Source organism: Brachybacterium sp. J144, from assembly GCF_036321705.1.
Taxonomy (GTDB): Bacteria; Actinomycetota; Actinomycetes; order Actinomycetales; family Dermabacteraceae; genus Brachybacterium.
On record NZ_JAZDCG010000034.1, the window covers coordinates 122,895 to 139,629 of the forward strand.

Genomic DNA, 16,735 nt, shown 5'->3' on the forward strand with positions numbered 1-16,735 from the left:
GCAGCACACCTGACCGAGGAGCCCTCGTGACCGCCACCGACCGTCGCCCGATCCGCCGCGCCCTGCTCTCCGTCTACGACAAGGACGGCATCGTCGACCTGGCCCGCGCCCTCGCGGACGCCGGCGCCGAGATCGTCTCCACCGGCTCGACCGCCGCGACCGTCCGCGACGCCGGGATCGCGGTGACCGAGGTCGAGACCGTCACCGGCTTCCCGGAGATGCTCGACGGCCGCGTCAAGACCCTGCACCCGCGGGTCCACGGCGGGATCCTCGCCGATCAGCGCCTCGAGACGCACCGCGCCCAGCTCGACGAGCACGGCATCGCCCCCTTCGACCTCGTCGTCGTGAACCTGTACCCGTTCTCCGACACCGTCGCCGCGGGCGGCAGCTTCGACGAGATCATCGAGAAGATCGACATCGGCGGCCCCTCCATGGTGCGCGGCGCCGCGAAGAACTTCGCGAGCGTCGCCGTGGTGGTCGAGCCCGAGGGCTACGCCGACGCGGCCCGGGCCGCCGCGGCGGGCGGCTTCACCCTGGCCGAGCGCCAGGAGCTCTCCGCGATCGCCTTCACCGTCACCGCGGACTACGACACGGCCATCTCCGAGTGGATGACCGCGCGGCTCTCCGAGGACGAGGAGCCCGGCGAGGGCGACGGTGCCGAGCCGAACCTGCTGGACCTCTCCGACGAGGACGCCGCCGCCTACGGCTTCACCCAGACCCTCCGCTACGGCGAGAACCCGCACCAGCGCGCCCGCCTCGCGGTCTCCGACGCGGACACCCCCGGTCTCGCGGGCGCGGAGCTGCTCGGCGGCAAGCCGATGAGCTACAACAACTACGTCGACGCCGACGCCGCCCTGCGCGCCGCCTACGACTTCGACACCCCGGCCGTCGCCGTGGTCAAGCACAACAACCCCTGCGGCATCGCGACCGTCACCGAGGGCACCGACATCGCCGCCGCGCACGCCGCCGCCCACGCGACCGACCCGGTCTCCGCCTACGGCGGCGTGATCGCCGCGAACCGGCCTGTCACCCTCGCGATGGCCGAGCAGGTCAAGCCCGTGTTCACCGAGGTCATCCTCGCTCCGGGCTACGAGGACGCCGCCCTGGAGCTGCTGCGCACCAAGAAGAACCTGCGCATCCTGCAGGTCGAGGATCGTCCCCGCACCGGTCTCGAGGTCCGCCACATCTGGGGCGGCACCCTGGTCCAGGACGCCGACGCGATCGACGCCGCGGGCGACGATCCCGCGCAGTGGACCCTCGCCGCCGGTGAGCCGGCCGACGCGGACACCCTCGCCGACCTCGCCTTCGCCTGGCGCGCGGTGCGCGGCGCGAAGTCCAACGCGATCCTGCTCGCCGCGGGCGGCGCCGCCGTCGGCATCGGCATGGGCCAGGTCAACCGCCTGGACTCGTGCCGCCTGGCCGTGACCCGCGCCAACACCCTCGGCGGGGAGGGCGTCGAGCGGGCTCGCGGCGCGGTCGCCGCCTCCGACGCCTTCTTCCCCTTCGCCGACGGTGCGCAGATCCTGCTCGACGCCGGCGTGCGCGCGATCGTGCAGCCCGGCGGCTCGATCCGCGACGAGGAGGTCGTCGAGGCCTGCCGCGCCGCGGGAGTCACGATGTATCTCACGGGCACCCGCCACTTCGCCCACTGACCGCAGCGCTGTTCACCCCCCGGCCACCGAAGGACCCTACGCTCGCGCCGACATCCCGCGACCCCATGGAGGAGAGACCGTGAAGATCCCCGACAACCAGTCCCTGCGCGAGTACATCGAGCACCTGCGCGAGGAGGGGTACACGGTCGCCGACGGGCACACCCCGGATCCGGATCTCATCGATCCCCAGGGCAACCCGGTCTACACCTGGCAGGAGGGCTACCCGTACGACACGCGCATGGACCGCGACGAGTACGAGCGGGAGAAGTACCACCTGCAGGTCGAGCTGCTGAAGTACCAGTACTGGCTCGAGGACAACGATCAGAAGGCGATCATCATCTTCGAGGGGCGGGACGCGGCCGGCAAGGGCGGCACCATCAAGCGCTTCACCGAGCACCTGAACCCCCGCACCGCCCGCACCGTCGCGCTCAACAAGCCCAGCGACCGCGAGCGCGGCCAGTGGTACTTCCAGCGCTACATCCAGCACCTGCCCACCGCGGGCGAGATGGTTCTCTTCGACCGCTCCTGGTACAACCGGGCCGGGGTCGAGCGGGTGATGGGCTTCGCGACGCCCGAGCAGTACGAGACCTTCATGAACCAGGTCCCGCACTTCGAGCGGATGCTGGTGGACTCCGGGATCCACGTCACCAAGTTCTGGTTCTCCGTCTCCCAGAAGGAGCAGCGGACCCGGTTCGCGATCCGCCAGCTGGACCCCGTGCGTCGCTGGAAGCTCTCCCCGATGGACCTCGAATCCCTCGACCGCTGGGAGGCGTACACGCAGGCCAAGGAGGAGATGTTCCGCCGCACGGACAAGCGCTACGCACCGTGGACGATCATCCGCTCCAACGACAAGAAGCGCGCCCGGCTCAACGCCATGCGCTACTTCCTCTCGCAGTTCGAGTACGACGGCAAGGACCACGAGGTCGTCGGCCAGCCCGATCCGAAGCTCGTCATGCGCGGAAAGCAGGAGGAGGCCGACGAGTGAGGCCCTCCGCGCGCTGAGCCGTGCATTGAGCCGCGCGCCGAACCGCCGACGGGCGGCACCCCCAGTGGGTGCCGCCCGTCGGCGTCTCCGGGGCGCGGTTCAGACGGTGCCGTGCTCCGCGTCGTGGGCAGACTCAGCGTCTTCAGCGTCCTGAGCGTTCTGCGCGGCCCCGGCGGTCCCGGCGCCCGACCCGGGCGGCGGGGCGACCTCGCCGGAGTCGAGCTCCTCGGCGAGGAGGGCGGGGATCGTGCCGGTGGCGGTGGGGCGCACCGGCGCGGTCATCGAGGCGGGGGAGAGCAGCCCCTCGAGGCGGCGCTCGTCCAGCAGACCCCGCTCGATGACCAGCTCCCGCACGGGGCGCCCGGTCCGCAGCGCGGTGGAGGCGATGTCGGTCGCCGCGGCGTAGCCGATCACGGGCACGAGCGCGGTGACCACGCCGATCGACCGGTGCAGGTAGTCCCCCAGGACGTCCTCGTTGACGGTGATCCCGGCGATGCAGCGATCGGCGAGGGTGTTCATCGCGCGGGTCATGATCCGGGTCGACTCGAGGATGTTGTAGCAGATCACGGGCTCGAAGGCGTTGAGCTGCAACTGCCCGCCCTCGGCCGCGAAGGTGACGGTGAGGTCGTTGCCGATCACCTCGAAGGCGACCTGGTTGACGACCTCGGGGATCACCGGGTTGACCTTCCCCGGCATGATCGAGGAGCCCGGCTGGACCGCGGGCAGGGTGATCTCCGCGAGGCCGGCTCGCGGGCCCGAGGAGAGCAGCCGCAGGTCGTTGCAGATCTTCGAGATCTTCACCGCGATGCGCTTGAGCACCCCGGAGAAGGTCACGAAGGCCCCGGTGTCGCTCGTGGCCTCCACCAGGTCGGCGGCGACCACGAAGGGCTGACCCGTGATCTCCGAGAGCTCCTTCGCGGCGAGCTGGGCATAGCGGGGGTCGGTGGTGATGCCGGTGCCGATTGCGGTCGCGCCCAGGTTGATCTCCCGGAACAACCGCGCCGTTCGGGTCAGCCGCTCGACGTCCTCGCTGATGGTGGTGGCCCAGGCGTTGAACTCCTGGCCGACCGTCATCGGGACCGCATCCTGCATCTGGGTGCGGCCCATCTTGAGCACCTGCGAGAACTCCTCGCCCTTCGCGCGCAGGGTCCCGATGAGATGGTCCATCGCATCGGCCAGAGCGGGGAAGGACAGCATCATCGCGAGGCGCACCGCGGTCGGGTACACGTCGTTGGTGGACTGGGCCAGGTTCACGTGGTTGTTGGGGTGCAGGTGGGCGTAGTCGCCCTTCTCCCGCCCCAGGATCTCGAGCGCGCGGTTGGCGATCACCTCGTTGGCGTTCATGTTCGTCGAGGTTCCGGCCCCGCCCTGGATCATGTCGACCACGAAGTGCTCGTGCAGCGCGCCGTCCGCGATCTCGGCGCAGGCCTGCTCTCTCTCTGCGGCGCGCTCTCCCTCTAAGACGCCGAAGGAGTGGTTCGCGCGCGCGGCGGCGCGCTTGACCTGGGCGAGGGCCTCGATGAGCCGGGGGAAGTGCGACAGCGGCACCCCGGTGATGTGGAAGTTCTCCTGGGCGCGCAGGGTCTGCACCCCGTAGTACGCGTCGGCGGGCACTTCGCGATCGCCGAGCAGGTCGTGCTCGAGGCGGGTCGCTCCGGGGGTGGTCATGGGGCTCCTCCAGATCGGGGCGGGGGCCGACGGCGCTGCCGGCCGCGGCCAGCGTAGCCGCCCCTGCCCGTAGCATGGGCCCGTGCCGACCGATCGCTCCCCGTTCACCCTGCGCGCCGCGTTCCGGCGCCAGACGGTCCTCGCGATCGCGTTGCCCGCCCTCGCGGTGATCGTCGCGGTCGGCGCGCTGTGGTCCGTACCGATCGCCGGGGCGATGCTGTCCGCCCTGCTGGTGGGTCTCGCGGCCGCGCGGGCGCTGCTGCCGGTGCGGGCCGTGGGGGCGCTCGCGGTGCGGCACCGGGCGGTGGACGTGGGCGTGTTGCTGCTGCTCGCCGTGGGCGTGGGTGTGCTCTCGCTGTCCCCGAACCTCTGAGCCCTCGCGGGTGTGGCACGATCGTCGCGTGCCCACCTCCTCCACCCGGCTCCATGCCGTGTTCGACCTCGCCATGCGGATCGGGGAGGGGCTGCTGACCAACGGTGCGGCCGCCTCCGAGGTGACCGCGACCGTCCTGCGGATCACCAGCTCCTCCGGTCTGCGCAACGTCTCCGTCCAGGTCACCTTCGACGAGATCACCATCTCGTACCTGACCGACGAGACCTCGACACCCTTCACCCGGGTGCGCTCGGCGAGCGCGCGCGTGCAGGATTTCGCGCGCCTGGCCGCCTTCGAGGACGTCACCCACGGGTACATCACCGGCGCGATCGGCCTCGAGGAGGCGCGACGGCAGGTCGAGGCGATCCCGCAGTCGCCGCCCGCCTACCGGCTCCCGCTCGTGGTCGCCGGCTTCGCGATGATGGGCGGTGCGGCCGCGCTCAGCTTCGGCGCCGGCACCCTGGTGGTGATCACCGCGACCCTCGCCGCCGGCCTGCTGATCGCGGCGATGGAGGTCCTCGCCCGCCGGCACATCCCGCTGTTCTACGCGCAGGCCCTCGGCGGCTTCGTCGCGGTCTTCGCGGCGGTGCTGGTGAGCCTCGTGAACCCGAGCGTGAACTCCTCGATCGTGGTGGTCTCGTGCATCATCGTGCAGCTCGCGGGGCTCACTTCGATCGGTGCCGTGCAGGATGCCGTCACCGGCTGGTACGTGACCGCGGCGGGCCGGATCCTCGAGACGCTGATGCTCACCGTCGGCATCGTCGCCGGGGTCCGGGCCGGGATGCTCCTCGCCGACCTGATCGGGGCGGACATCTCGGTGAGCGCCTCGATGCCGCTGTCGCTCACCACGGTCCTGGTGGTGATCGTCTCCGGGGTCGGGATGGGTCTCGGGTACGGCGTCGGCACCCAGGTGCCGTGGCGGGTGCTGCCCTGGATCTCGGTCGTCGCGGCGGTCTCCGGGCTCGTCGCCCACCTGCTCACCTCCCTCGCGCTCGAGCGCGTGTACGTGGTCGCGATCGTCGCCTTCGGGGCGGGCGCCCTCGCCGCCGTGCTCGGTGACCGGCTGCGCGCCCCCGCGCTCCTGTTCGTGATGGGCGGGATCATCCCGCTGGTGCCCGGCAGCCTCATCTACCGCGGGCTGCTCGCCCTCGGGGACGACGTCATGGGCGGCATCGGCGAGCTCTTCGGGGCGGGGGAGATCGCCGTCGGGATCGCCGCGGGCGCCGTGCTGGGCCAGCTCCTCGCCTCCCGGGCGCTGCCGCTGTTCCGCCGCTCGGGCATCGCCTACACCCCCAGCATCTCCTCCCCGTTCACGACCCTGCGCCGTCGGCGGCTGACGCTCGGCTCGCGGCGCTCCCGCCGCCGCGGCACCCCGGTGATCGAGCCGTCGACGATGACGGGGGAGATGACAGCCCTGAACCCGGCCCTGTTCGAGGACGAGGGTGAGGGCCGCTGACGGCTACACTGGCCGACGCCCTCTCACACCCTCGGAAGGACCACCATGACCTCGACCGCCGTCGCGCTGTCCGCAGCCCCCGCTCGCGAGGAGGCCGCAGCCCGCGCAGAGGCCCGGTTCGTCGAGTCCTTCGGGTATGCGCCCGACGGCGTGTGGTCCGCCCCGGGCCGCGTCAACATCATCGGCGAGCACGTCGACTACCAGGACGGGCTTTGCCTCCCGATGGCGATCTCGCACCGCTGCTTCGCCGCCGCGGCCCGCACCCCCACCGACCGGGTGCGCCTGCGCTCGGTGCAGGACGATGTGGTGCTCGACCTCGACGCCCAGCAGCTCGAGCCCGGCGCCGTCGAGGGCTGGCCCGCCTACGTGGCCGGCGTGCTGTGGGCGCTGCGCCCCTACATCTCCGGCGCCGTCACCCAGGGCATGGACATCCTCATCGACGGCCAGGTGCCGCTCGGCGCGGGCCTGTCCAGCTCCGCCGCCCTCGAGTGCGCCGCCGCCGAGGCGATCGAGGCGCTGCTCGGCCTCGGCACCACGCGCCTGCAGCGGGTGCGCGCCGCGATCACCGCCGAGACCGACTGCGCCGGGGCCTCGACCGGTGGCCTGGACCAGTCCGCCTCGGTGCTCTCCCGCGCCGGACACGCCCTGTTCCTGGACTGCCGTGACTTCTCCACCCGGCCCGTGCCGTGGGACCTCGCCTCCCAGGGGTTGGCCCTGCTGATCACCGACACCCGCGCCGAGCACTCCCACGTCGACGGCGAGTACACCGCGCGCCGTGCCGACAGCGAACGGGCCGCCGCCGAGCTGGGCGTCGCCACCCTGCGCGACGCCTCCGTGGCGGACGTCGAGAGGATCGCGGATCCGCTGGTGCGCCGCCGCGCCCACCATGTCGTCACCGAGATCCAGCGCGTGCGCGAGTTCGACGAGCTGCTCGCCGCCGGGACCGTCCGCGAGAACGTTGCGGCCCTCGGCACACTGTTGAACGCCTCCCATGACTCGCTGCGCGACGACTACGAGGTGACCGTCCCCCAGCTCGACGTGGCCGTCGAGGCCGCCCGCGCCGCGGGCGGCCACGGGGCGCGTATGACCGGCGGCGGCTTCGGCGGCTCCACCATCGCCCTGATCGAGGCCGACGCCGCCGAGCAGGTCGCGAGCGCCATCGCCGCGGCCTTCGCCGAGCAGGGCTTCACCGCTCCGCAGTTCTTCCTGGCCCTCCCGGAGGAAGGGGCGGGACAGGACCGCTGAGCCACTCCCGCACCCCGGCGAGCAGGCGCTCCTGCACGGCGGCCGGGGCGGCGGAGAGCCGGATCGAGGAGGCCGCGAGGGCGGCCAGACCCGCGTCGTCGATGCCCATCGCCCGGGCGATGCGGTACTGGTCCACAAGGCGCGAGCCGAACAGCAGCGGGTCGTCGGCGCCGAGCGCCACCTGAGCGCCCGCGTCGAGGAGGGCCCGCAGGGGGACCAGCTCCGGTGCGGCGACCACGCCGAGTGCGGCATTCGAGGCGGGGCACACCTCGAGGCCGATGCCGGCCGCGACGATCCGCTCGAGCAGCGCCGGGTCCTCCGCGGAGCGCACCCCGTGGCCGAGCCGGTGCGGCCCGAGGTGGTCGACCACCTGGGCCACGTGCATCGGTCCCAGCAACTCCCCGCCGTGCGGGACCGACAGCAGTCCCGCCTCGCGGGCGATCCGGAAGGCTCCGGCGAACTCGGCGGTCGCGCCGCGGCGCTCGTCGTTGGACAGGCCGAAGCCGACCACACGCCCCGCATGGCGCACGGCGAGGCGGGCGAGGGTGCGGGCGTCCAGCGGGTGGCGGGTGCGGGAGGCGGCGACGACGATGCCGAGGCTCACGCCCGTGGCGCGCTCGGCCCGCTCCGCCTCGTCCAGGACGATCTCGAGGGCCGGGGTGATGCCGCCGACGAAAGGGGCGTAGCTCGTCGGGTCGACCTGCAGCTCGAGCCGCCCGGAGCCCTCCGCGGCATCGTCCTCCGCAGCCTCCCGCACGATGCGCCGCATCGCCGCCTCGGAGTCGACGACGGCGCGGGCCGTGTCGTACTGCCGCTGGAAGCGGAACCAGCCGCGACGGGTGGGCTCGACCGAGAGCGCCTCGTCGTCCGTGAGGGAGCGGGGCAGCCGGATCGAGCGCTCGGCGGCGAGCTCGCGCAGGGTCCGAAGGCGCATCGACCCGGTGAAGTGCAGGTGCAGATGCGCCTTCGGCAGCGCCGCGAGATCCCGGCCGGTCACTGGACCCGCGACGTCACTCGGAGAGCAGGGCGATGACCCGGTCGATGCCCGCGGCGAGATCCTCGTCGTTGAGCGCGTAGGAGAAGCGCAGATGACCGGGGGCGCCGAAGGCCTCGCCCGGCACGGCCGCGACCTCCGCCTCCTCGAGGATCACGGTCGCGAGCTCGGCCGAGGTGGTCACCTCGCGGCCGCGCACGGTGCGACCGAGCGCCCCGGAGACGTCCGGGAAGGCGTAGAAGGCACCGGTGGGCGTGGGGACCGTGAAGCCGGGCACCGCGGAGAGCTTCTCGACGATGGCGCGGCGCCGACGGTCGAAGGCGGTGCGCATCTCATCGACCGGCTCCATCGGCCCGGTGAGCGCCGCGAGCGCCGCCCGCTGCGCGATGTTGTTGACGTTCGAGGTGAGGTGCGACTGCAGGTTCGCCGCGGCCTTGATGACGTCCGCCGGACCGATCATCCACCCGACCCGCCAGCCGGTCATCGCGAAGGTCTTCGCGACGCCGCCGAGGATCACGGTGGTGTCGGCGAGCTCGGGGACCGCGCGCAGGATCGACGTGAACTCGACGCCGTCGTAGGTGAGGTGCTGGTAGATCTCGTCGGTGATCACCCAGATCCCGTGCTCGAGCGCCCAGCGGCCGATCTCGGCGAGCTGCTCCGCGCTGAGCACGGCCCCGGTGGGGTTGGACGGCGAGCAGACCAGGACAGCGCGGGTGCGCTCGGTGCGAGCCGTCTCGAGCTGCTCGAGGGTGGGGACGTACCCCTGGTCCACGCCGGCGAGCACCGGGACCTCGACGCCGCCCGCGAGGCGGATCGCCTCGGGGTAGGTGGTCCAGTACGGGGCCGGCAGGATGACCTCGTCACCCGGGTCGAGCAGGGTCGCGAAGGCCTGGTAGACGGCCTGCTTGCCACCGTTGGTGACGAGGGTCTGCGCCGCCTCGAAGGGGACCGAGGTGGAGGCGGTGGCGGCCTCGGCGAGAGCCTGGCGCAGCGCCGGCAGCCCGGCGGCGGGGGAGTAGCGGTGGGCGGCCGGATCCTGCGCGGCCTCGATCGCGGCATCCACGATGTGCTGCGGCGTGGGGAAGTCCGGCTCGCCCGCGCCGAAGCCGATCACGGGACGGCCCGCGGCCTTGAGTGCCTTCGCCGTCGCGTCCACCGCGAGGGTGGCCGAGGGGGCGATCGCGCCGACGCGCCGCGAGATACGGCGCGGGGCGGCGGGTGCCGCGGTGCTGAGCGGTGCGTCGGGGGAGCCGGTGGGGCTTGCGGGGTGCGCGTCGTCGGTGGTCACCGGCCCATCGTGGCAGAGGACGGCCCGGCGTGCCAGGCAATCACGAGGAGTGGGCGGGCGCGCGCCCCGAGCGCGCTCAGAGCGTCCCGGAGCGCGGCGGGACATCCCGCGATGTGATCTGCTTCCAGGCGATTCGCCCGCGGGCCGCTGGACTTGTATGCTGGTCGCTGGCCATAAACGCCGCCCCTCCTCGGAGGGTCGCGATCCTGGCTCGCGAGGGGTCTCCCCCGCGAAGGGCAGTGGCGCAATTGGTAGCGCAGCGGTCTCCAAAACCGCAGGTTGCAGGTTCGAGCCCTGTCTGCCCTGCCGGTCCGGCCGGGGTCACCCCCGGCCGGGCGCGGATGACCTCGACCAGATGGGACAGCCCCCTGTGAACTCCAGCCAGAACGCTCCGTCGACGCCCGCCACGGGTGACGCGCAGGGCTCCGGGTCCTCGAACCCGTTCCTGGCCATCGGACTGTTCATCCGGCAGATCCTCGCGGAGCTGCGGAAGGTCGTCGTGCCGACCCGGCGCGAGCTGCTGGTCTACTCGGTCACCGTCCTGGCCTTCGTCATCGTGATGATCGTGCTGATCTTCGGCCTCGACGCCGCGTTCAGCTGGCTGTCCCGGGTCGCGTTCACGGTCCCCGACGCGGGGCTCTGAGCCCCCTTCGTCCCCTACGCCGTCTGGAAGGCAGAAACCCGCTGATGAGCGAGCAGACCTCGACCCCCGATGAGTCCTACCAGGACGCCGACGACTCCCTGTCGTTCTCGGCGTCCGCGCCCGAGCAGTCGGCCGATGACGCGCTGGTCGACCTGGAGCCGTCGGATGAGGACCTGGCCGGCGCGGAGGATCCCTTCGCCGCCGAGCAGCAGGACGAGGCCGACGACGCCGAGCAGCCCGCCGAGTCGGAGGAGCCCGCTGCGGACGAGACCGACGTCGACGCCGACGAGACCGACGAGGCGTCCGACTCCGATGAGGCCGATGAGCCCGCCGACTTCGACGAGGCGTCCGATTCTGACGACGCCGAGGAGGATGAGGAGGCCGAGGTTGATCCGCTGCTCGAGCTGAAGATGCACCTCCGTGCCGCCCCCGGCGAGTGGTACGTCATCCACTCCTACTCCGGTCACGAGAATCGCGTGAAGACCCAGCTGGCCACGCGCACCGAGACCCAGGACATGGAGGAGTACATCTTCGAGGTCCAGGTCCCGATGGAGGACGCGACCGAGGTCAAGAACGGCCAGAAGAAGATGGTCCGCCGTGTGCGCATCCCCGGCTACGTGCTGGTGCGCATGGACCTGACCACCGAGTCCTGGCGTGTCGTCCGCGACACCCCGGGCGTGACCGGCTTCGTCGGCGACGCGACCGACCCGACGCCGCTGACCTTCGACGAGATCTACTCGATGCTCGCACCGTCCGTCGGCCTGCCCGAGAAGAAGCGCTCCGCGGGTGGTTCCGCCCCGAAGGCCGCCGCCGCGCAGAAGGTGCCCGACTTCCAGATCGGCGAGTCCGTCACGGTCATGGACGGCCCCTTCGAGACCATGCCCGCGACCATCAACGAGATCCACGCCGAGGCGCAGAAGCTGCAGGTGTTGGTCTCCATCTTCGGTCGCGAGACCCCGGTCGAGCTCGCCTTCGACCAGGTCGCCAAGATCTGACCGGTCCGCCGGTCCGCGGAGTACGACCAGGATCACGCCTGATTCCGGTCGACTCCCGCGCGGCGCGCTAGTAGCGTCGCACCCTGGGCCCTCCGTGAGTGCACGGGGGTCCGCAGTGGGAGGAGCCGTGATGAGCTCCGCCCGTACCACGTCCCAGAAGAGGAGGAGTCGATGGCTCCCAAGAAGAAGATCGCGAGCATCATCAAGCTCCAGATCCAGGCCGGCCAGGCCACGCCTGCGCCGCCCGTGGGTCCCGCGCTCGGCGCTGCCGGCGTGAACATGATGGAGTTCGTGAAGGCGTACAACGATCGCACCGCGGACATGCGCGGCAACATCGTGCCCGTGGAGATCACGGTCTACGAGGATCGTTCGTTCACCTTCATCACCAAGACCCCGCCGGCCGCCGAGCTCATCAAGAAGGCCGCTGGCCTGCAGAAGGGCTCCGCGACCCCGCACACGGTCAAGGTCGGCAAGCTGACCCAGGCTCAGGTCCGCGAGATCGCGGAGACCAAGATGCCTGATCTGAACGCGAACGACATCGAGGCCGCGGCGAAGATCGTCGAGGGCACCGCTCGTTCCATGGGCATCACGGTGGAGGGCTGATCCAGATGGCATTCCGTAGCAAGGCATACCGGGACGGCGCCGCCAAGATCGAGGCCGGCCGTCAGTACTCGCCGCTGGACGCGCTGCGTCTGGCCCGCGCGACCTCCCCGTCGAAGTTCGACGGCTCCGTCGAGGTCGCCATGCGCCTGGGCGTCGACCCGCGCAAGGCCGACCAGATGGTCCGCGGCACCGTCAACCTGCCCAACGGCACCGGCAAGACCGCCCGCGTCATCGTCTTCGCGACCGGTGCGCAGGCCGACGCCGCCCGTGAGGCCGGCGCCGACGAGGTCGGCGACGACGAGCTGATCGAGAAGGTCGCCGGCGGCTGGACCGACTTCGACGCCGCAGTGGCGACCCCGAACCTGATGGGCAAGGTCGGCAAGCTCGGCCGCGTCCTCGGCCCCCGTGGTCTCATGCCGAACCCGAAGACCGGCACCGTGACCATGGACGTCACCAAGGCCGTGAACGACATCAAGGGCGGCAAGATCGAGTTCCGCACCGACCGTGCCGCGAACCTGCACTACATCGTAGGCAAGACGTCCTTCACCGAGCAGCAGCTCGTGGAGAACTACGTCGCCGCCCTCGACGAGATCCTGCGTCTGAAGCCGTCCTCCTCCAAGGGCCGCTACATCACTAAGATCACCGTGTCCACCACCATGGGCCCGGGCATCCCGGTCGATGTGAACCGCACGCGCAACCTTCTCGAGGACACCGACGAGGCCTGATCGACGTTCTGCGAGTCCTCTCGTCCGATGCCCCGTCCACCATCACGGTGGGCGGGGCATCGTGCTGTCCGGGACTACGAGACCTACGGTGGTCGGGTGACCGATCTGCTCTCCCTGACCCGCAGCGACCTGACGCCGGAGGAGCTGGTGCGCTCGGCGGGGGAGGTCCTCGCCCGCTTCGACCACCGCACGCAAGACTCCGGGAACGTGGCCTGGCTGGTCAGGACGTCCTCCGGAGAGTTCTTCGTGAAGTCGGCGGGGGAGGAGATGCCGCCGATCGGCGCACCCGTGCCCGTGCTCGACAGGCCCTCGAGGGTGCACCTGCTGCGGACGGCGGTCGAGATCGCGCGCGGCATCGACCATCCCGCCCTCGCACGGCTCCGCACCGTGATCGAGGTCCCCTCCGGACCGGTCCTGGTCTACGACCGCGCCCCCGGGGAGCTCGTCGGCGTCCCGTCCGCACGTCGGGACGACCCGGACTCCTCCTACCGCCGCTTCGCCAGCGCTCCGCCGGCGGTCCGCCTCTCCGTCTTCGACCAGCTGCTCGAGGCGCATCGCGCTCTGGAGGTGGCGGGCTGGGTGGCCTGCGACCTGTACGACGGCTGCCTCATGGTGGATCTCGCCACTGGACACCTCACCCTGATCGACCTCGACACCTACCGCCGCGGTCCCTCCACCAACGACATGGGCAGGATGTTCGGATCGAGTCGATTCATGGCCCCGGAGGAGTTCACGAAGGGCGCGCCGCTCGACGCGCGCACGACCGTGTACACCCTCGGCCGACTGCTGCGGCACTTCGGGACCGGGCTCACCGAAGACCTCGAGGACTTCTGCGGAGGCTCGGCCCGAGCGGCAGTGGTGGAGCGGGCGACACAGCGGGAGAGAACGGTGCGGCAGGGAAGCGTGGGTGAGCTCGCCGCGGAGTGGACCGCAGCGCGAGACGCGGGCGCCGCACCCTGAGGGTGCCGGCGGTCCGGAGCACGCGGCTCGGTGCTGCCCTCGCCCACGCCGCGCCCGCGGAGACGCCCGCTGTGCCCCCAGACCGGGAAGCACAGCGGGCAATTCCGTCGGAGGGGTTGAGCGGTCAGCCCTCCCAGGCGGCCTCGATGATCTCCTTCAGCTCGCTGAGCAGCGGCTGCCGGGGGTTCGCCGGGGTGCACTGGTCCTCGTAGGCCCGGTAGGCGAGGTCGTCGATGGTGCGGTCCAGGTGCTCCCGGGTCACGCCGTTCGCCGCGAGGCTGAGCTGGATCCCCAGGTCCTCGGCGAGCTCGCGCACCGCCGCGATCAGGGACTCGACACCCTCCTCGGTCGTGGACGCCGGCAGCCCCGCGGCCCGCGCGAGGTCCGAGAAGTCCCGATCGGCACGGAAGGACTCGTACTTCGGGAAGATCGCGCGCTTCACGGGCCGGGACGCGTTGTACCGGATCACGTGCGGCAGGAAGATCGCGTTGGTCCGCCCGTGAGCGAGGCCGAACTCGGCGCCGCACTTGTGCGACAGCGAGTGCACGATCCCCAGGAAGGCGTTGGCGAACGCCATGCCTGCGAGCGCCGAGGCGTTGTGGACCCGCTCCTTGGCGACCGGGTCGTCCTCGAGCACGGCGGGCCGCAGGTTCGCCAGCAGCAGCTGCAGCGCCTGCACCGACAGGCCGCGGCTGAAGTCGCTGGCCATCGTGGACACGTAGCTCTCGATCGCGTGGGTGAGGGCGTCCATGCCGGAGTCGGCGGCGGTGCGCCGCGGCACCGTGTCCACGAACTGCGCGTCGACGATCGCGACCGACGGCGTGAGCGCGTAGTCCGCGAGCGGGTACTTCACGTGCGTCTCGGCGTCGGTGATCACCGCGAACGGCGTGCACTCGGAGCCGGTGCCCGCGGTCGTCGGCACCGCGACCAGCTGCGCCTTCGCCCCCATCGTGGGGAAGCGGTAGGTGCGCTTGCGGATGTCCATGAACTTCTGCTTCATCCCGAAGTAGCTCGCCTCGGGGTGCTCGTAGAACAGCCACATGCCCTTCGCGGCATCCATCGCCGAGCCGCCGCCGAGGGCGATGATGCAGTCCGGGCGGAAGCGCTCCATCTGCTGGGCGCCCTCGAACACGGTGGTCGAGGAGGGGTTCGGCTCGACGTCGGAGAACACGGTCCACTCCACGTCGCCGCGCCGGCGCAGCTGGTCCAGCACGATGTCGACGTAGCCGAACTGCACCATGCCCGGGTCGGTCACCACGAACACCCGCGAGATGTCGGTCATGTCCTGGAGGTACTGGATCGAGTACCGCTCGAAGTAGGTCTTCGGCGGGACCTTGAACCACTGCATGTTGTTCCTCCGCTCGGCGATGCGCTTGATGTTCAGCAGGTCGGCGGCGCCGACGTTGTGCGAGACCGAGTTGTGGCCGTAGCTGCCGCAGCCGAGGGTCAGCGAGGGCAGGAGCCCGTTGTAGACGTCGCCGATGCCGCCGAGGGCGCTCGGCGAGTTGACGATGATGCGGCAGGCCCTCATCCGCAGCCCGAACTCGCGCTCCAGCTCCGGATCGGTGGCGTGGAGGACCGCGGTGTGGCCGAGCCCGCCGAACTCGAGCATCTCCTCGCAGCGGTCGAGGCCCTCGGCCCGGTCCTTCACGGTCGCGACCGCGAGGACGGGGCAGAGCTTCTCGCGGGAGAACGGGTCCTGCTCGCCGACTCCGTCGATCGGGACGAGCAGCAGCGTCGTCCCGTCGGGGATCGTGAAGCCGGCCAGCTCCGCGATGGCGGCGGCGCTCATGCCGACCACCCCGGGCGCGATCATGCCCCCCTCGGTGACCATGACCTCCTGCAGCTTCTTCTTCTGCGCGGCAGTGACGAGGTGCGCGCCCTGGGCGGCGAACTCGTCGAGCACCGCGGTGCGCACGTCCCGGTGCAGGAAGATCGCCTGCTCGGACGCGCAGATCATGCCGTTGTCGAACGTCTTGGAGAGGATCAGGTCGTTGACGGTGCGGGCGATCGGCGCGGTGCGGTCGACGTACACGGGCACGTTGCCGGGGCCGACGCCGAGGGCCGGCTTCCCGGTGGAGTACGCGGCGCGCACCATGCCCGCGCCACCGGTCGCGAGGGTCAGCGCGACGCCCGGGTGGTTCAAGAGCTCGGTGGTCGCGCCGAGCGACGGCTCCTCGATCCACTGGATGCAGTCGGCGGGGGCGCCGGCGGCGACGGCCGCGTCCCGCACCACGCGGGCGGCCTCCGCCGAGCAGCGCTGGGCCGACGGGTGGAAGGCGAAGATGATCGGGTTGCGGGTCATCACGGCGATGAGCGCCTTGAACATGACCGTCGAGGTGGGGTTCGTGACGGGGGTGACCCCGGCGACGACACCGACGGGCTCGGCGATCTCGGTGATGCCGCGCTGGGTGTCCTGGGAGATGACGCCGACGGTCCGGTCGTCCTTCATCGAGTTCCAGACGTACTCGGTGGCGAAGAGGTTCTTCGTGCACTTGTCCTCGAAGAGGCCGCGTCCGGTCTCCTCGACCGCGAGCCGCGCGAGCGGCATGTGCTGGTCGACGCCGGCGAGGGCCATGGCGTGGACGATGGAGCGGATCTGCTCCTGGGTGTACGAGGCGTAGGCGGCCAGCGCGTGGCGTCCGCGCTGGGCGAGCTCGTCGATCATGGCGGCGACGGTGTCCTCGGTGGTGGGTTCCGTGGGGGTCGATGTGGTGCTCATGTCCCTGTCCTGTCCGCGGGACCGGTCGATCCCGTCACCTCGACAGTAAGTGGACTGGATCACGGCGTCCAGCACCCGCTCGCAGTGGAAAGTCTGCAGGTCAGAGCGTTCTTCGAGCTCTCCCGCGGCGATCGCGGGAGCTGGTGCCGACAGGGCTCGCGGGACCTCGTACCCCTTGCTGATCTGCGGGTTAGGCGGTGCACTGGAGGCTGGGGGAGGAGGCGGCGCAGCCGCCCCGTCGGCCGCGCGCGGAGGCCCGGAGGACCGAGGTCCCCCGATCTGCCGAGACCCCCCGACGTGCGCCACCCGGCGCGACCTCGATGTGACCGAGACCGCCGAGCGCGGCATGGCGCTGCCGCGGAGGCTGGTCTAGAGTTGTGCGTACCGAAGACCGCCGGTCGTCGCCCTCCCCCTGGAGAGCGACCG

General features: G+C 71.3%; 14 protein-coding genes and 1 tRNA gene. 11 read left to right on the forward strand and 4 right to left on the reverse strand.

Features of this window, described 5'->3' with window-relative positions; all coding sequences use genetic code 11:
* Window positions 1-26 precede the first annotated feature (26 nt).
* Together purH and ppk2 are read left to right on the forward strand one after the other, a co-directional pair.
* A complete protein-coding gene (purH, locus tag V1260_RS13990) occupies window positions 27-1,652 on the forward strand; it encodes a bifunctional phosphoribosylaminoimidazolecarboxamide formyltransferase/IMP cyclohydrolase (protein ID WP_329747437.1) in 1,626 nt (541 codons plus the stop codon).
* Between the two features lie 79 nt (window positions 1,653-1,731).
* Entirely contained in the window at window positions 1,732-2,637 is a 906-nt protein-coding gene (gene ppk2, locus V1260_RS13995; RefSeq protein WP_329747438.1) for a polyphosphate kinase 2, read from the forward strand.
* A gap of 99 nt (window positions 2,638-2,736) precedes the next feature.
* Here the strand turns inward: ppk2 and V1260_RS14000 are convergent, their stop codons facing one another.
* Window positions 2,737-4,305, reverse strand: a complete 1,569-nt coding sequence (locus tag V1260_RS14000) for an aspartate ammonia-lyase (protein ID WP_329747439.1) — start codon at window positions 4,303-4,305, stop codon at window positions 2,737-2,739.
* Between the two features lie 82 nt (window positions 4,306-4,387).
* Between V1260_RS14000 and V1260_RS14005 the strand changes: the two genes are divergently transcribed.
* From V1260_RS14005 to galK, 3 genes are read left to right on the forward strand one after another with little or no spacing between them, the layout of a single operon-like run.
* The gene (locus tag V1260_RS14005; RefSeq protein WP_329747440.1) at window positions 4,388-4,678 is read left to right on the forward strand and encodes a DUF3017 domain-containing protein; all 291 of its coding nucleotides are present in this window, start codon (window positions 4,388-4,390) and stop codon (window positions 4,676-4,678) included.
* 28 nt (window positions 4,679-4,706) lie between these two features.
* On the forward strand, window positions 4,707-6,134 hold the full coding sequence (locus tag V1260_RS14010; RefSeq protein WP_329747441.1) for a threonine/serine ThrE exporter family protein: 1,428 nt from the start codon (window positions 4,707-4,709) through the stop codon (window positions 6,132-6,134).
* A 45-nt stretch (window positions 6,135-6,179) separates the two neighbouring features.
* A complete protein-coding gene (gene galK, locus V1260_RS14015) occupies window positions 6,180-7,379 on the forward strand; it encodes a galactokinase (RefSeq protein WP_329747442.1) in 1,200 nt (399 codons plus the stop codon).
* On the opposite strand, the gene V1260_RS14020 is transcribed toward galK, so the two are convergent.
* Both V1260_RS14020 and V1260_RS14025 read right to left on the reverse strand, forming a co-directional pair.
* Window positions 7,321-8,376, reverse strand: a complete 1,056-nt coding sequence (locus V1260_RS14020) for an adenosine deaminase (protein WP_329747443.1) — start codon at window positions 8,374-8,376, stop codon at window positions 7,321-7,323. The genes galK and V1260_RS14020 overlap by 59 nt on opposite strands.
* Before the next feature lie 13 nt (window positions 8,377-8,389).
* Entirely contained in the window at window positions 8,390-9,661 is a 1,272-nt protein-coding gene (locus V1260_RS14025) for a pyridoxal phosphate-dependent aminotransferase (RefSeq protein WP_442878163.1), read from the reverse strand.
* Between the two features lie 233 nt (window positions 9,662-9,894).
* Here V1260_RS14025 and V1260_RS14030 point away from each other — a divergent pair.
* The 6 genes from V1260_RS14030 to V1260_RS14055 all read left to right on the forward strand — a co-directional run bounded on the left by V1260_RS14030 (window position 9,895) and on the right by V1260_RS14055 (window position 13,587).
* Window positions 9,895-9,967, forward strand: a tRNA-Trp gene (locus V1260_RS14030).
* 49 nt (window positions 9,968-10,016) lie between these two features.
* A complete protein-coding gene (gene secE, locus V1260_RS14035) occupies window positions 10,017-10,304 on the forward strand; it encodes a preprotein translocase subunit SecE (protein WP_329747444.1) in 288 nt (95 codons plus the stop codon).
* A 44-nt stretch (window positions 10,305-10,348) separates the two neighbouring features.
* Window positions 10,349-11,299: a transcription termination/antitermination protein NusG gene (gene nusG / locus V1260_RS14040; RefSeq protein WP_329747445.1), complete on the forward strand. Its 951-nt coding sequence runs from the start codon at window positions 10,349-10,351 to the stop codon at window positions 11,297-11,299.
* Between the two features lie 171 nt (window positions 11,300-11,470).
* Window positions 11,471-11,902: a 50S ribosomal protein L11 gene (gene rplK, locus V1260_RS14045; RefSeq protein WP_329747446.1), complete on the forward strand. Its 432-nt coding sequence runs from the start codon at window positions 11,471-11,473 to the stop codon at window positions 11,900-11,902.
* 5 nt (window positions 11,903-11,907) lie between these two features.
* On the forward strand, window positions 11,908-12,627 hold the full coding sequence (rplA, locus tag V1260_RS14050) for a 50S ribosomal protein L1 (RefSeq protein WP_329747447.1): 720 nt from the start codon (window positions 11,908-11,910) through the stop codon (window positions 12,625-12,627).
* Window positions 12,628-12,723: 96 nt separating this feature from the next.
* The gene (locus V1260_RS14055) at window positions 12,724-13,587 is read left to right on the forward strand and encodes a hypothetical protein (protein ID WP_329747448.1); all 864 of its coding nucleotides are present in this window, start codon (window positions 12,724-12,726) and stop codon (window positions 13,585-13,587) included.
* 124 nt (window positions 13,588-13,711) lie between these two features.
* Here V1260_RS14055 and adhE read toward each other — a convergent pair whose 3' ends face one another.
* On the reverse strand, window positions 13,712-16,309 hold the full coding sequence (adhE, locus tag V1260_RS14060) for a bifunctional acetaldehyde-CoA/alcohol dehydrogenase (RefSeq protein ID WP_329747449.1): 2,598 nt from the start codon (window positions 16,307-16,309) through the stop codon (window positions 13,712-13,714).
* Between the last annotated feature and the right edge of the window lie 426 nt (window positions 16,310-16,735).

Excerpts from the sequence above, each read along its gene's own strand:
- secE (WP_329747444.1), top strand. The coding sequence starts at position 10,017 with ATGGGACAGCCCCCTGTGAACTCCAGCCAGAACGCTCCGTCGACGCCC.
- adhE (WP_329747449.1), bottom strand. The coding sequence starts at position 16,309 with ATGAGCACCACATCGACCCCCACGGAACCCACCACCGAGGACACCGTC.
- rplK (WP_329747446.1), top strand. The coding sequence starts at position 11,471 with ATGGCTCCCAAGAAGAAGATCGCGAGCATCATCAAGCTCCAGATCCAG.
- V1260_RS14000 (WP_329747439.1), bottom strand. The coding sequence starts at position 4,305 with ATGACCACCCCCGGAGCGACCCGCCTCGAGCACGACCTGCTCGGCGAT.
- rplA (WP_329747447.1), top strand. The coding sequence starts at position 11,908 with ATGGCATTCCGTAGCAAGGCATACCGGGACGGCGCCGCCAAGATCGAG.
- nusG (WP_329747445.1), top strand. The coding sequence starts at position 10,349 with ATGAGCGAGCAGACCTCGACCCCCGATGAGTCCTACCAGGACGCCGAC.
- galK (WP_329747442.1), top strand. The coding sequence starts at position 6,180 with ATGACCTCGACCGCCGTCGCGCTGTCCGCAGCCCCCGCTCGCGAGGAG.